The organism is Aurantimonas coralicida DSM 14790, assembly GCF_000421645.1.
Classification (GTDB): Bacteria; Pseudomonadota; Alphaproteobacteria; order Rhizobiales; family Rhizobiaceae; genus Aurantimonas; species Aurantimonas coralicida.
Genome location: NZ_ATXK01000005.1, coordinates 127,500 through 140,829, shown reverse-complemented (window position 1 = coordinate 140,829; position 13,330 = coordinate 127,500). Strand labels below are relative to the sequence as shown.

At 61.9% G+C, this 13,330-nt stretch carries 17 protein-coding genes; 9 read left to right on the top strand and 8 right to left on the bottom strand.

Features of this window, described 5'->3' with window-relative positions; genetic code table 11:
* Window positions 1–4 precede the first annotated feature (4 nt).
* From trbL to H536_RS0112660, 5 genes are read left to right on the top strand one after another with little or no spacing between them, the layout of a single operon-like run.
* Entirely contained in the window at window positions 5–1,360 is a 1,356-nt protein-coding gene (gene trbL, locus H536_RS0112680; protein WP_024350822.1) for a P-type conjugative transfer protein TrbL, read from the top strand.
* Window positions 1,360–2,043 carry a conjugal transfer protein TrbF gene (gene trbF, locus H536_RS0112675; RefSeq protein ID WP_024350821.1) on the top strand — a complete coding sequence of 228 codons (684 nt, stop codon included), beginning with the start codon at window positions 1,360–1,362 and terminating at the stop codon, window positions 2,041–2,043. The genes trbL and trbF overlap by 1 nt, the downstream gene beginning before the upstream one ends.
* Window positions 2,040–3,089: a P-type conjugative transfer protein TrbG gene (gene trbG / locus H536_RS0112670; RefSeq protein ID WP_024350820.1), complete on the top strand. Its 1,050-nt coding sequence runs from the start codon at window positions 2,040–2,042 to the stop codon at window positions 3,087–3,089. Before trbF ends, trbG begins: the two co-directional genes overlap by 4 nt.
* Complete coding sequence (locus H536_RS0112665) at window positions 3,086–4,306, top strand: TraB/TrbI/VirB10 family type IV secretion system protein (protein WP_029660576.1); 1,221 nt, start codon at window positions 3,086–3,088, stop codon at window positions 4,304–4,306. The genes trbG and H536_RS0112665 overlap by 4 nt, the downstream gene beginning before the upstream one ends.
* A gap of 2 nt (window positions 4,307–4,308) precedes the next feature.
* Window positions 4,309–4,545, top strand: coding sequence for a DUF2274 domain-containing protein (locus H536_RS0112660; RefSeq protein WP_024350817.1), 237 nt, complete (start codon window positions 4,309–4,311; stop codon window positions 4,543–4,545).
* Here H536_RS0112660 and H536_RS0112655 read toward each other — a convergent pair.
* Window positions 4,542–5,444: a LysR family transcriptional regulator gene (locus H536_RS0112655; protein ID WP_024350816.1), complete on the bottom strand. Its 903-nt coding sequence runs from the start codon at window positions 5,442–5,444 to the stop codon at window positions 4,542–4,544. The two genes, H536_RS0112660 and H536_RS0112655, sit on opposite strands and share 4 nt — an antisense overlap.
* A 213-nt stretch (window positions 5,445–5,657) precedes the next feature.
* Here H536_RS0112655 and H536_RS23755 point away from each other — a divergent pair, with 213 nt between their 5' ends.
* Both H536_RS23755 and H536_RS0112650 read left to right on the top strand, forming a co-directional pair.
* Complete coding sequence (locus tag H536_RS23755; protein ID WP_024588022.1) at window positions 5,658–6,191, top strand: MarR family winged helix-turn-helix transcriptional regulator; 534 nt, start codon at window positions 5,658–5,660, stop codon at window positions 6,189–6,191.
* Between the two features lie 18 nt (window positions 6,192–6,209).
* The gene (locus H536_RS0112650) at window positions 6,210–7,187 is read left to right on the top strand and encodes a YeeE/YedE thiosulfate transporter family protein (protein WP_341462710.1); all 978 of its coding nucleotides are present in this window, start codon (window positions 6,210–6,212) and stop codon (window positions 7,185–7,187) included.
* Here the strand turns inward: H536_RS0112650 and H536_RS25155 are convergent.
* The 5 genes from H536_RS25155 to gap all read right to left on the bottom strand — a co-directional run bounded on the left by H536_RS25155 (window position 7,167) and on the right by gap (window position 10,157).
* Window positions 7,167–7,631, bottom strand: a complete 465-nt coding sequence (locus H536_RS25155; RefSeq protein WP_070154329.1) for a DUF6314 family protein — start codon at window positions 7,629–7,631, stop codon at window positions 7,167–7,169. The genes H536_RS0112650 and H536_RS25155 overlap by 21 nt on opposite strands.
* A gap of 11 nt (window positions 7,632–7,642) precedes the next feature.
* Window positions 7,643–8,149, bottom strand: a complete 507-nt coding sequence (locus H536_RS0112645) for a YkgB family protein (RefSeq protein ID WP_024350814.1) — start codon at window positions 8,147–8,149, stop codon at window positions 7,643–7,645.
* Window positions 8,150–8,184: 35 nt separating this feature from the next.
* The gene (locus H536_RS0112640) at window positions 8,185–8,673 is read right to left on the bottom strand and encodes a MarR family winged helix-turn-helix transcriptional regulator (protein WP_205620014.1); all 489 of its coding nucleotides are present in this window, start codon (window positions 8,671–8,673) and stop codon (window positions 8,185–8,187) included.
* A gap of 113 nt (window positions 8,674–8,786) precedes the next feature.
* A complete protein-coding gene (locus H536_RS0112635) occupies window positions 8,787–9,008 on the bottom strand; it encodes a hypothetical protein (protein ID WP_024350812.1) in 222 nt (73 codons plus the stop codon).
* Between the two features lie 141 nt (window positions 9,009–9,149).
* Window positions 9,150–10,157: a type I glyceraldehyde-3-phosphate dehydrogenase gene (gap, locus tag H536_RS0112630; RefSeq protein ID WP_024350811.1), complete on the bottom strand. Its 1,008-nt coding sequence runs from the start codon at window positions 10,155–10,157 to the stop codon at window positions 9,150–9,152.
* Between the two features lie 257 nt (window positions 10,158–10,414).
* Here gap and rpiA point away from each other — a divergent pair, with 257 nt between their 5' ends.
* Both rpiA and H536_RS0112620 read left to right on the top strand, forming a co-directional pair.
* Window positions 10,415–11,116 carry a ribose-5-phosphate isomerase RpiA gene (gene rpiA / locus H536_RS0112625; RefSeq protein WP_024350810.1) on the top strand — a complete coding sequence of 234 codons (702 nt, stop codon included), beginning with the start codon at window positions 10,415–10,417 and terminating at the stop codon, window positions 11,114–11,116.
* Window positions 11,117–11,427: 311 nt separating this feature from the next.
* A complete protein-coding gene (locus H536_RS0112620; RefSeq protein WP_230450755.1) occupies window positions 11,428–11,922 on the top strand; it encodes a MarR family winged helix-turn-helix transcriptional regulator in 495 nt (164 codons plus the stop codon).
* A 20-nt stretch (window positions 11,923–11,942) separates the two neighbouring features.
* Here the strand turns inward: H536_RS0112620 and H536_RS0112615 are convergent, their stop codons facing one another.
* Both H536_RS0112615 and msrA read right to left on the bottom strand, forming a co-directional pair.
* Entirely contained in the window at window positions 11,943–12,704 is a 762-nt protein-coding gene (locus H536_RS0112615; protein ID WP_029660571.1) for a ZIP family metal transporter, read from the bottom strand.
* Between the two features lie 76 nt (window positions 12,705–12,780).
* On the bottom strand, window positions 12,781–13,317 hold the full coding sequence (gene msrA, locus H536_RS0112610; protein ID WP_029660570.1) for a peptide-methionine (S)-S-oxide reductase MsrA: 537 nt from the start codon (window positions 13,315–13,317) through the stop codon (window positions 12,781–12,783).
* Window positions 13,318–13,330: the final 13 nt, after the last annotated feature.

The window sequence follows — 13,330 nt, the reverse complement described above, 5'->3', positions numbered from 1 at the left end:
CATCATGGGCAACACCGGCGTCATCGACCACTTCCTCGAGGTCTTCACTCGCTACATCGACAGCGGGTTCGGCCTGCTTAGCGGAGAGGTCGCCTTCATCGCCACGACCCTGATCGTCATCGACGTGACGCTCGCGGCACTGTTCTGGAGCTGGGGCGCCGACGACGACATCATGGCGCGGCTGGTGAAGAAAACGCTCTTCGTCGGCGTCTTCGCCTACATCATCGGCAACTGGAACAACCTCGCACGTATCGTCTTCGAGAGCTTCGCCGGTCTCGGGCTGAAGGCGAGTGGCACCGGATTTTCAACTGCGGACCTCATGCGCCCGGGAAGAGTCGCGCAGACCGGCCTAGACGCCGGTCGACCATTGCTCGACTCCATCTCCAGCCTGATGGGCTACTGGTCGTTCTTCGAGAACTTCATCCAGATTGCCTGCATGTTTCTTGCCTGGGCGCTGGTCCTGCTCGCCTTCTTCATTCTCGCCATCCAGCTGTTCGTCACCCTCATTGAATTCAAGCTGACGACGCTCGCCGGCTTCGTCCTGATCCCGTTCGGCCTGTTCGGCAAATCCGCGTTTATGGCCGAGCGCGTGCTCGGCAACGTCATCTCCTCCGGCATCAAGGTTCTGGTCCTCGCTGTCATCATCGGCATCGGGTCAACGCTCTTCTCAGAGTTCACTTCCGGTTTTGGCGGGCAGAATCCGTCGATCGACGAAGCCATGGCGATCGTGCTGGCCGCGTTGTCACTTCTCGGCCTCGGCATTTTTGGTCCCGGAATCGCCACCGGGCTCGTTTCTGGCGGCCCGCAGCTCAGTGCAGGCGCGGCGATAGGAACCGGCCTCGCAGCGGGCGGCGTGGTCGCTCTTGGCGCCGGCGCCGTCGGTGCAGCAGCCTCCGGCGGCGCGGCCTTGGCAGGCGGTGCGGCAGCCGCAGCTCGTGGTGGCGCCGCCATCGCGGGTGGAGCGTCCACAGCCTACAGCCTTGGCGCAGCCGGACAGTCCGGCGCGGCCGGGGTGGCCTCCGGCCTCGGAGGCGTTGCGCGTGCAGGCGGCAGCGCGGCTGTCTCACCTCTGCGCCGTGCCGCATCGCGCGCTGCCGACACAATGAGGTCAAGCTTCAACGCAGGCGGCAAAGCGGCGTTCGAAGCGACAGGCGGAACATCCACCATGGGCTCAATAGGGGGTGATGCCGCCAGCGATGGCGCGGCGCCTGCGAGCGCTGGCGGGCCGCCGGCTTGGGCGCAGAGAATGCGCCGGTCCCAGCAAATGACTCACGCCGCCCAGGCCACGGCTCATGCCGTCCGCTCTGGCGACGCCCATGGCGGCGGTTCCTCGGTAAATCTGACTCAAGGCGACCGCTAATGTTCAAACGACCATCCACTCACTACGGCAAGGCACCCGAGCCGGAGACGCCGTATCAACGTGCTGCCCAAGTCTGGGACGATCGGATCGGGGCCTCCAGGATCCAGGCGAAAAACTGGCGGCTGATGGCTTTCGGCTCGCTGATCCTTACGGCGGGGTTCGCCACCGCCCTCGTCGTGCAATCAGCTCGCGGGACCGTCGTGCCGTGGGTCGTGCAGGTCGATCGACTGGGTCAGTCCCAGGCGGTCGCACCCGCCGAGGCCGACTTCCGGCCCACCGATCCACAAATCGCCTTTCATCTCGCGCGCTTCATCGAACAGGTTCGCAGCATCCCGGCGGACGCGATCATCGTGCGTCAGAACTGGCTACGGGCGTACGACTTCACAACTGATCGCGGCGCCATGGCGCTCAACGACTATGCTCGCTCGAACGACCCGTTCACGCGGGTCGGCCGACAGCAGGTTGCTGTCGATGTCTCAAGCGTCATCCGCGCCTCGCCCGACAGCTTCCGCGTCGCCTGGGTCGAGCGCCGCTATGAGAACGGCCAGCTCGCCGAGACCACGCGCTGGACCGCGATCCTGACGATCGTCGTGCAGGTCCCCCGCAACGCCGATCGGCTGAGGGCAAATCCGCTCGGCATCTATGTCAACGCCATCAATTGGTCACGGGAGCTTGGGCAATGAAGCCGTCTTTCCGTAAAGCCGGAAACCCGGCTTCACACGCACTTGTAATCCCGGCTCTCCGCCGAGCCGCAATCCCGATGGTCCTGCTGGCGACAACTGCGCTCGCGGGCTGCGCCACCACGAACCCACCGCCCGAGATCTCCTACGACAACGCGGCTCCCGCCGTGCAGACCGTCGATCCGCCAGCGCCCGTCACCGTGGTCGAACTGCCGCGGCCGCTGCCGCTACCCGGCCAGTTGCAGCGTGTGCCGGAGACGCGACGCGCGCCCGAGCCCGCCAACCCAACGGCGCGCGTCAACCAGGCTAATGAGGCGGCCCGCGTCCAGCCGGTGCGCGACGGCTTCATCAACTCCATGCAGGTCTATCCCTGGACGCAAGGCGCGCTCTATCAGGTATATACCGCTGTCGGTCAGATCACCGACATCGCGCTTCAGCCCGGCGAACAGCTCGTCGGCGCAGGCCCTGTTGCGGCCGGGGACACGGTGCGCTGGATCATCGGCGACACCGAGAGCGGATCGGGCGCGACGCGCCAGATCCACATCCTCGTGAAGCCCACACGGGCCGACCTGATGACGAACCTGGTCATCAACACCAACATGCGCACCTATCACATGGAGTTGCGGTCGACAGAGCGAACCTACATGGCTTCAGTGTCCTGGCAGTATCCGCAGGATCAACTCATCGCGCTGCGCCGGCAGAATGCCGACGCGCAGGCCGCTCAACCGGTTGCGAGCGGTGTCGATCTCGCGAACGTCAATTTCCGCTATGCCATCGAGGGTGACCGCGCTCCTTGGCGCCCACTGCGCGCCTTCGACGACGGTCGCCAGGTCTTCATCGAGTTTCCGCGAGGCATTGGTCAGGGCGAGATGCCGCCGCTCTTCGTCGTCGGGCCCGAGGGCAACACCTCAGAACTGGTGAACTACCGCGTTCGCGGCCACCACATGATCGTCGATCGACTCTTCGCGGCGGCGGAACTGCGGTTCGGTTCCGGTCGCGAGCAGAAGCGCGTCAGGATCGTCCGAACAGACGGGAGGCCCACCTCGTGAGCGCGAACTCGCCCACAAATGAGGAAGTGCCAGACGATGATGCACAGCCCCTGACCGGCGAGCCGGTCGGGCCAGCGCCGATGCGTCTGCGCGCCGAACCGCCCCGCGTCACTCGACTATCGCGCAAGGTCCTCGCCGGCCTTGGTCTTGTCGCCAGCGTCGGCCTTGGTGGTGCACTGCTCTACGCGCTCCAGACGCGCGACGCCGGTCGGCCCAACGACGAACTCTATTCGACCGAGAATCGCTCGACGGCTGAGGGCTTGGCCGGCCTGCCGCGAGATTACAGTGGCGTGCCCCAACTCGGTCCGCCCCTTCCCGGTGACCTCGGCCGACCGATCCTCAGCACCCAGGATCGCGGACAGCCGGTGCCCGCTCCCGTTATCGCCACACCCAACCCCGGTATCAGCGCGGAAGAGCAGCGCCGCCTTCAGGAGATCGAGACCGCGCGGACCAGCCGCCTCTTCTCCGGATCGGACAGCCGGGGCGCTCCCGCTGCAGCGGGAGCTGCCCCAGCACTCCCGCACGCTCCGGATTTGGCGAGCCTCGGCCTCGCACCTCCGCCGGCCACACCCTCCGCGCAGGAGCGTCAGAACGCTTTCCTGAACGCAGCGACCGATCGACGGACGGTGTCGCCCGATCGCGTCGTTGCTCCAGCGTCGCCAAATGTACTTCAGGCCGGCGCAGTTATCGCGGCAGCTCTTATAACCGGCATCCGATCCGACCTCCCGGGCCAGATCACCGCTCAGGTGACCGAAAACATCTACGACAGCCCGACAGGGCGCATTCTGCTCGTGCCACAAGGCACGCGCATTATCGGCCAGTACGATAACAATGTGCAATTCGGTCAAAGCCGCGTCCTGCTAGTCTGGAATCGACTGATCTTCCCAAATGGCCGTTCGATAGTGCTCGAGCGCCAGCCCGGCGCAGACGTCGAAGGCTATGCCGGCCTGCAGGATGGCGTCGATTACCACTGGTGGGATCTTGCCAAGGCCGCCGGTCTGTCGACTCTTCTCGGAGTCGGCGCCGAGCTCGCCGCCGACAATGACGACCGTCTCATCCAGGCGATCCGGAATGGCGGTCAAGACACGATCAACGATGCCGGTCAGCAGATCGTCAGACGGCAGCTCAACGTGGCTCCAACATTGACGATCCGGCCGGGATTTCCTGTCCGTGTCGTCGTGACCCGTGATCTCGTTCTCGAACCTTATGGGGGCTGATGATGTCGAAGCTCAAGCTAGGTCCCATCGCCGACGAGAAGCCGATCAAGGTTCAGGTGGAGCTGCCGGCGGCTCTCCACCAAGACCTTTCCGACTACGCGGATTTGTTAGGGCGCGAACAAGGTATGCCTGCTGTCGAGCCCGCGCGGTTGATCGTACCGATGTTGCAGCGGTTCATCGCAACCGATCGAGGGTTCTCGAAGGCTAGGCGTACGAAGACCCAGAACGCCTCCGATTAGCTGGCGCTGCTCCGCGTGAAGGCTGGCAGGACATCGAAGCACTTCAGCAGCAGCGGCAGAGCCGGATTGTCGTTATCGCTCGACGAAATCATAGCCGCCGTCGGCGCCCGCGCGGGTGTGAGCGGAACCAATGCAATATCAGGCCGATGCACGACGCTCGTTATCGTCAGCCCGAAGCCTTGCTCGACCATGGTCAGAAGTGTTTCCCTGCTGACCTGCTGGATAGACAGTTGGATCGCCTCTTCGGCAGCGCCCAGCATCCGCCGGAGAATAGCTGCGAGTTCGCGCCCGGCACCATCGGAGCGGACAAGAAAGACTTCGTCGCAAACGTCCTCCCAGGCGAGCCGCGGTCGCGACGCGAGTTGGTGTATGGGTGATAGGGCAACGAAGAGGTCGGGTTCGCACAACCGTCGAATCTGAAACGGAGGGCCCTTCGTTGCGGCCAGGCTGATCGCCGCGTCTAGCAGCCCGCGCTCCACGCCGAGGGTGTTCTGCTCTGACGTGCCTTCTTCGAGCTTCACCTCGATCGTCGGGTGTCGCTGTCTAAAGGTCGCCAAGAGGTCGATTATGGGACATGCCGGAAACGCCTCGAGCATCCCGAACCTGACTAGTCCAGTCGTAAGTTTACGGACCGATCGCATCTCAGTGGCGGCCTCGCGAAGATACCTCGCCCCGACCGCAGCTTGCTGCAGAAATCGCTCTCCTTCCGGCGTCAATCCAGCGCCCGATCGCGTGCGCTTGAACAGGGAAACGCCAAGCTGCCGTTCGAGCATCTGAACGCGGCGGCTGACCGTTGATTGCGATATCGAAAGGCGATCCGCCGCCCTGCGGAAACTACCCGCTTCGGCGACATGGATAGCATACTTAAGGTATCGAAGATCGAGCGTCAGATCAGGCATGACGCGCATTCCCGGTTCCCGGCTTCCGTTCGCACGAGCAGCGCGCGATGCTCCAAAGCCTTTGCTGGAGGCCCCGCTTTTCGATCTCAGATGGGGAATCCAAGCCGAGCCCATCAGTGAGCATGACCATCTCCGAATCCGTGATAGATGTATGCGCCGGTCATACATATTCGAGCGCTTGATGTCTATGCGTGACGCATATATTCTTTCCGGATGGAGCCCGAGGCCGCCAAATATCATTTTGGTGCACTTGCGCTCGCGGTAGCTGACAGCATCGCGAGCGCATCAGCCTCGCTTTCGCCGAGCGGCCCCGCGGCTGCATTGATGGTCTTCCTTAGCTTCGAGCCGGGATTACCTATCAGTGTCCTTGCGAGCCGGATCCGGCTTTCGCATGCGGGAACGGTCCGATTGATCGATAGGCTCGAATCCGATCACCTGGTGGAAAGGCGGCGACACACGGCGGACAAGAGGGCGCGCTTTATCCACTTGACCAATGCAGGTGTGAAAATGACCGGCGCTCTGCTCAGAGCGCGCGAACAAGTGATTGCAGCGTGTGTCTCGCCGCTGTCGCCGGCTGACCTGAACAAACTAGGCCGATTGTCCGAGCGGCTCCTTATCGCAAACGGTTACGAGAAATCTGGTGTCGAAACTATGTGGCCCGTGGTTGGCTACCGGGGACAGACACCGGCTGAAAATGCATCTCAGCCCGCCCGCCAGCTGCGCCGGCGCCCTTCGCACAAGGGCTGACGAGAAACCGAGGCAGGCTTGATATCTTTGGCATCGATCGCGTTCGACTTTCTCATATGCATACTGGCCTTCTGGTTCGGGTATTCTGCGAACCGAGGCGGCACGTGCTTGGTCGTAGCGGCTCATGAGTTGCAGCAACGGCGCCGACCAAGAATGTTCGTCGGATTTGTTGCGGCGTCTGCGGCTGCTGGCCTTATTGCGATACCGCTCGCTTGGTCGGGGACGCTGAACGCGACCCTCCCACTCTCGACGAGCGTCAACGGCCTCCTCATCATCGGCGCCATCGCCTTCGGCCTCGGCGCGCTCATAAATGACACCTGCCTGCTAGGTTCACTGGCACGGTTAGGGGATGGAGAGATGCGGTTGCTTGCCCTTCCTGCCGGACTGGCAATCGGCATCTTGGCCGCTGATTTCGGCCGGTTTGGCGCCGTCGCGACATGGCCAAGTTTCATCGCTAGGCCGAGTGTCCCTGGGGCCGCGACGCTTCTTGCCTTAGCCGTCGTGCTCGCGCTGGCGGTGATCTTCGTATCGCGGAAGACCCCACCGCGAAGAAGGCAGAGCTGGGCATTTGGCGCTTCAATGATCGGCCTCGGTATCACTGGTGGGCTTCTCTACGCGCTTTCGCCAGCATGGACATTCGCTGACCTTATCCAACGCGGCCTTCCTCTTCGAATGTCGCCAACAGGCGAGGTCGCACTGGTTGCGGTCATTGCCTCAGTTGCGGGAGCCATCACGGCATCCGTGCGCCAGGGTCGCTTGCGTTTCCAGCGGCCGACGGCCGCCGGCATCCTGCGGTCGATCGCCGGCGGCGCGTTGATGGGAATAGGCATCGGCCTGATACCCGGTGGCAACGACGCTTTAATCCTTGCCGCAATGCCTACGCTTTCTCCGGGCGGCATAGTCGCCTACCTCGTGATGACGACCACGATCGTTTTCGGATTCGAAGCGCGTGACAGACTGGCCAGGAACGGCGCGTCAGGCCAGGGGAAAAAGTAGACGGTCCGGCGTCGTTCGTGACACCTTTGAGTACCGGCTCCGCAGGTCGTACGCCTTTCGTGGACCAATGACCCTGATAACTGTCTCGAAAGATCCTGCGTCGAGAATTCGGTAAAAAGCGTGATAGGCGTCGTCACCGCAGAAGTGGGTGTCTGTTGCCTCGTACCCCCAATTCTTGCGCGAGAATGCAAGGTTGAGAAACAGCTTCCCGGTGTTCGGTCCGTCTGCGAACTGAACGTCTACTCGGTGGCCGACCGCGCAGTACCGATATTGCCGAGACGCTGAGAGTTCGCGGCCATCCCGAAGCCGAAGTATCCCGCTTTCTCGATAGGTGAGCGCGGATTCACCTGTCGAAGCGAAATCCGCGTCGCCAATCAGTTGTTCGCCCGTCGGATCGACGTTGCGACGAAGCGCCCACTCTCCACGGAGCGTGTCCAAGACCATCGTGCCTATGTTCACGACCGATCGATGGTCATCGGCCCAAGGCGCTCATTTTTGGGTTGGACCGACGCAAACAGCAGCACAAGTGATGCCGCAAGCAAAACTGCGTCCTTCAGCAAAAACTGGCCAGGAGCGGCGGATATCGCAGGAAAGCCTCCGGCAGTTGGCTCCCCGACCCCAGGCGTCGTAAAAAAGAAGGTCAGGGTGATGAAGTAGGTCGCCGCCGACATAAGCGCGCCAAGCGCTGAGAAGGATGGGCGGAAAGCCCCTAAGGCCAGCACGACTGCGGTCGACAGCTCGATGACGCCGACAAAGTAACTTTGGCCCTGTACCCCGAACATACCCAGCCAACTCATGATCGGACTATGGCCGATGAAAGGGGCGATGCCATCGGCCTCGTAAGCCGTGAATTTCATCGCGCCGAACCAAGAGAAAACGATCACGAGCGCCCATCTCAACAGCGCCAGTTCCTTCCGACTGCGCTCGGGCACAAGCAATTCATACCGATCGAAAATACTCATATCGAACTCCTCAAAAGGGGATGATCGTCAGGGCGTCACGGACGATGGTGGCCGACTGGGCAATCGGCACACCGGGCCTGATCGCACAGACGACAGATTGCCAAGCCGCCGTGGAGGTCCGAGAACAGCGACGACAGGATGTTGTCCGCGGCCCGCTCCAGCACGACGCGATCGTCAGCCGACACTTTGCTCAGCAGCTCGGACACCGCCGCGTTCCGCAGACCTAGCAGCTTGGTCCGCTCCACCTGACCACGCGAGGTCAGCGAGACATGAACTACCCGGCGGTCAGAGGGCGACGGCGATTTCGCCACCAGGCCTTGCTCGCCTAGCCTCTCGACGACGCGAACTGCACCTGCATGCGAAAGCCGGAGAGTTTGCCGTACCTGGCCGATCGACATTCCTGGCGCGTGACCGATCGCGATCAAAGCCGCGGCCGTCTCGCCCCCCGCATTGAATGCTTCAGCGATCGCCAAGCGCACGCGGTCAGACACCGCTTGAGACAGCGCGCCAAAGATGTTGATCAAGCGATCCGAGGGGTCATCCATCGCCGCGACTCACGCAATATATGCGTCGCGCATACAATATCTGTGGGCCGGTGTCGAGCCTCGTGCCGGAGTACAAGCGTTCGCTGGAAGGCTTAGACGTCGTCGGTGCCTACCGGCCCACCTTCGCCCTCCATCCGATTGATCGCACGCACATCCTTGGCGTTGAACTTGAGCCTTACGCCGAGCCCTCCGCTATTGTCCTCGCTGATGAAAACCGCGCCGCCGCGTTCGAGCGCGTCCCGCAGCCGCGTCAAATCCGAGGCTGCAAACACGCTGGCGCCGGCTTCGAATTGAGCTAGCGCCTCTTCCTCCAAGCCTGCGATCTTGGCGACATGTGATCGCGGCCACTGAATGAGCGCTCTCGCTGCACGTGCTAGTGGCCCATTCATGTTTAATGCCTCCGTTTCGCGAACGCATCCTGTCGCCAAGATACGACCTTTCCCGCAACCGATCCGCTAGATGAGCTTCGCCATCACCACGGCGACATCCGCCATGCGTGTCGCGAAGCTCCACTCGTTGTCGTACCAAGCAAGCACGCGAACCATCCGGCCATCGACGACATCGGTCTGGGGGAGCGCGACGATCGAGGATTCGGTCCGGTGGGTCAGATCCACAGACACCAGAGGCTCTGTCGTGAATGCGAGCACCCCACTCATCGGACCACTCGCAGCCTGACGAATGGCGTCGTTCACTTCGTCGATCGTCACCTCCCGGGATGCGGAAATAGCGAGATCGACGACCGATACGTTCGGCGTTGGCACGCGGATTGACGAGCCATGGAGCTTGCCTTTCAGTTCTGGCAGCACGCGTCCGATTGCGTTCGCGGCTCCGGTCGAGGTTGGGATCATCGACAGCGCGGCTGCCCGTGCGCGGTAGAGATCCTTATGCACCGTATCCAGCGTCGGTTGGTCACCGGTATAGGCGTGAACCGTGGTCATGTAGCCCCGCTCAATGCCACATAGATCGTTCAGTATCTTCGCGACGGGCGCGAGGACATTCGTGGTGCATGAGCCATTCGATACGACGACATCTTCGGTTGTCAGCGTTTCGTGATTGACCTTGAAGACGATCGTCTTGTCTGCGCCCTCGCTGGGCGCGGAGACGAGCACGCGCTTTGCTCCTGCACGGATGTGCGATTCAGCCTTCTCCTTGGAGGTGAACAAACCCGTGCATTCGAGCGCCACGTCGACTCCAAGCTCGTTATGCGGAAGCTTTGATGGATCGCGCTCCGAAAACACTTTGATTTTACCGGACCCGATGTCGATCCAGTCTTCGCCGGTGGCTATCGATCCTTGAAAGGGGCCGTGAACTGAATCGTACTTCAGGAGGTGCGCCAACGTAGCAACCGGCCCGAGGTCGTTGATCGCAACCACCTCGATGTCATCACGCCGTAGTTCGACGATCGACCGTAAGGCCAGTCGTCCGATCCGACCGAAACCGTTGATTGCGACCTTGACCGTCATGCCTGTGTCCCCTGGTTCGCCGAACTGGCTACGGCATACGCACTTCGCTCAGTGCCGCCTGGCACGCGGTGGTCGTCTCCAGCAGCGAAAGCTTGCCGATCAGACCATCCTCATTATGTATGCGCCACGCATAGACCTATCCGTCTGTTGGCTGCAGGTCAACGAGGCAATGTCGGCATGGAGGATTAGGTTTGCGCCGCCCGGTTTCACAATCGACCTGGTGAAGGCACGCATACCGGCGAGATGAAGTGGCGTTGATGTTTACCCAAGAAGAAGAGAGGAGGCTGGCTGCGGCTAGAGCAGTCGACGAGATCGAAGACGGCATGTTCGTTGGCCTTGGGACCGGAAGCACAACAGCCTATGCCATTAAGAGCCTGAGCGACCGCATTCGGCAGGGCCTTCGCATCACCGCTGTCGCCACCTCCCGAGCGACCGAAATGTTGGCTCGTCGTCTCGCGGTGCCGCTCGTTCCTTTTGAGCAGTTCAGTTCGATAGACCTCACGATCGACGGCGCTGACGAGATCGACTGCCACTTTCAGGCGATCAAAGGCGGCGGCGGCGCCTTGCTCCGAGAGAAGGTCGTGGCCGCCGCTTCTAGCCGGATGATCGTGATCGTAGACGCTAGCAAAGTCGTTCAACGACTCGGCGGGTTTCCTTTGGCGGTCGAAGTCGTGCCCTTCGCGAGCGAGTTCGTTCGAACGCATCTTGCCAACCTCGGAGCCAGTGTGACGCTTCGCTCGGTCGGCGGAGAACCATTCATCACAGACCAGAGCAATCACATCTTGGATGCAGCCTTCGGCAAGGCCCTTAGGCCGATCGAGATCGCCGGAGCGATCGATGCCATCCCCGGCGTAATGGAGCACGGCTTGTTTCTCAGCGAGATTGACACTGTGGTGGTCGGACGCGGTGAGACGGTCGAGGTGCATCTCAGAGAGCAAGCCCCCGGATCCCTCCGTTAGGTGCCGACGAGGGGTGGCACCTGGCGCAGGCGTGATGTGATTCGGCCGTCGGGCAGCCAAAATCACGACAGCCCACCCCGATCTATAGCCGCCAGGTATCGCCATTTTGTGTGTCCCGACGATCGAAGTCCTGTATTCCAATCGTCCGCGCCATCCGCAGCATATCCTAAGCCACTGTAAAGGCGCACCTTTCGGCTTGCCAGAATCCCCCGGCGCCGCAGGGGTATGGCTTGCTGTCTATGCTTCGCGCACATATAGATGGGGCAATGGATGGACCTCGAGATCGAAATATCTTCGGGGCGTTCGCACTCATGATCAGCGACGACATCGTTCGCGCTAGTTCATCGCGGGCGCCAGAAGCTGGACCCGCCGCCTCGGCGCTTGCGTTGATTGCCCATAAGCCAGGGCTATCGATCCGCATGCTGTCAGTTGGGGTGGGACTTTCCCATGCCGCGACCGTCCGCTTGGTGGACCGTTTGTCGACGGAGGGATTGGTCGAGCGGCGTGAGCATTCGACTGACGGGCGCACGCGGTCCCTCCATCTTACAGAGGCTGGCAAGGTCGCGAGCGATGCGGTCCTGGCCTCGCGAGACAAGGTGATCGCTGAGGGACTATCGATCCTCACCCCTACCGAGTTGGACGCTCTTTATAGCATTGCTGAACGCGTGCTGCGCGATCGCCTGGAAAACCTCGAGCATTCCTACCGCATCTGCCGCTTGTGCTGTTACGAGGGCTGCACGAATTGCCCGATCGATGCCGAGTTGCACGAGCGCGGCGTAGACCGCGAGAACGGCGGCGAGGCTTAGAGCTCCGGAAGTCGCAGGTTTCAGTGTTGAGCGATGAGATACGCCGCCAGAAACCCCACGACCGTGATCAGGCCTATGAACGGCGGCGCCTTCTCGAAAGCTTCGGGAATCATAGCCTCCGCCAGCATCGCGATGACCGCGCCGGCTGCGAACGACAGAATGGCAGGGGCTTGAGTGGACGCCGAGCCGAGCAGAAGGTTTCCCGTACCGGCGGCGATGCAGACAAGTAGCGGAATACCGATCCAGACCGCGTAGATATAGCTTCGCGATCGGCCCGCGACCTTCATTCCGGAAGTGCTCGATAGACCCTGTGGCACATTAGCCAAAAAGAAGCCTGCCACTACTGCAAGGCTGATCCTGCCTCCACCAGCCACGGACATCCCAATCACGAGGGCCTCTGGAATGCCGTCGAGGACGCTGCCAAGCGCAATCGCAGCACCGCTACCGCGGTGCTCCTGTTCAGTGGCCTGCTCGGTGCATTCACCGCATCGCTTTCGATGCTTCGCGCCCCTGCGAGAGAGAAACCAGTTTGTGCCGCTGAAGATTGCGGCCCCTGCGAGCAGCGCAAAGATCGCTAAGGGTCCCAGGCCAGCCGACACGCGATCACCGATGAGTTCGGTAGCGACCACGGCAATCAACACACCACCACCGAAGCCCATCACCGCTGAGATCATGCGGTGAGTGAGTCGCCCGTACAGCACGTCCGCAAGAACCGCCCCCACCAGAAGTCCGCTTCCTGACAAAAGCCCCCACAAGCCGGCGATTACGTATTCGGGTATCATCGCAAGAACCCGGCTGACCTAGCGACGCGGGGCGAGCGCCTTAGCGTCCGTATCGTTGATGACCGTCCCTGCGTGCTCATCGTTTCGCTCGGTCCAATCGCCAGGCCGGTCGCTCGAAGTGGCAGCTATAGCCGCCGGGTCGACGCTGGAGGTACTTCTGATGCTCTGGCTCGGCCTCCCAGAACGGCTCTTCCGGGTTGATCTCGGATACGACAGGTCCCGGCCAGCGCCCCGACGCTTCGATCTCGGCGATTGTCTCCAGAGCAACGTCCATCTGCTTCTCAGACGTGTAGAAAATCGCGGACCGATAGCTTGGTCCGACGTCGTTACCTTGTTGCTCGTATGTCGTCGGATCGTGGATTTGGAAGAAGAGTTCCAGGAGAGCACGATATGTCAGTATCGAAGGATCAAACGTGACCTCCACCGCTTCCGCATGACCATGGTGTCTCGTGTAAGTCGGGTCCGGCATTTCGCCGCCGATGTAGCCGACACGCGTCGTCACGACGCCCTTCGCGCGGCGAAGTAAATCTTCGAGGCCCCAGAAACACCCACCCGCAAGTATCGCTCGCTCGGTTCGCGTCGGCGTCTGGTCAGTAGTGGGCAGACTCTGCATTCGATCAACCTCC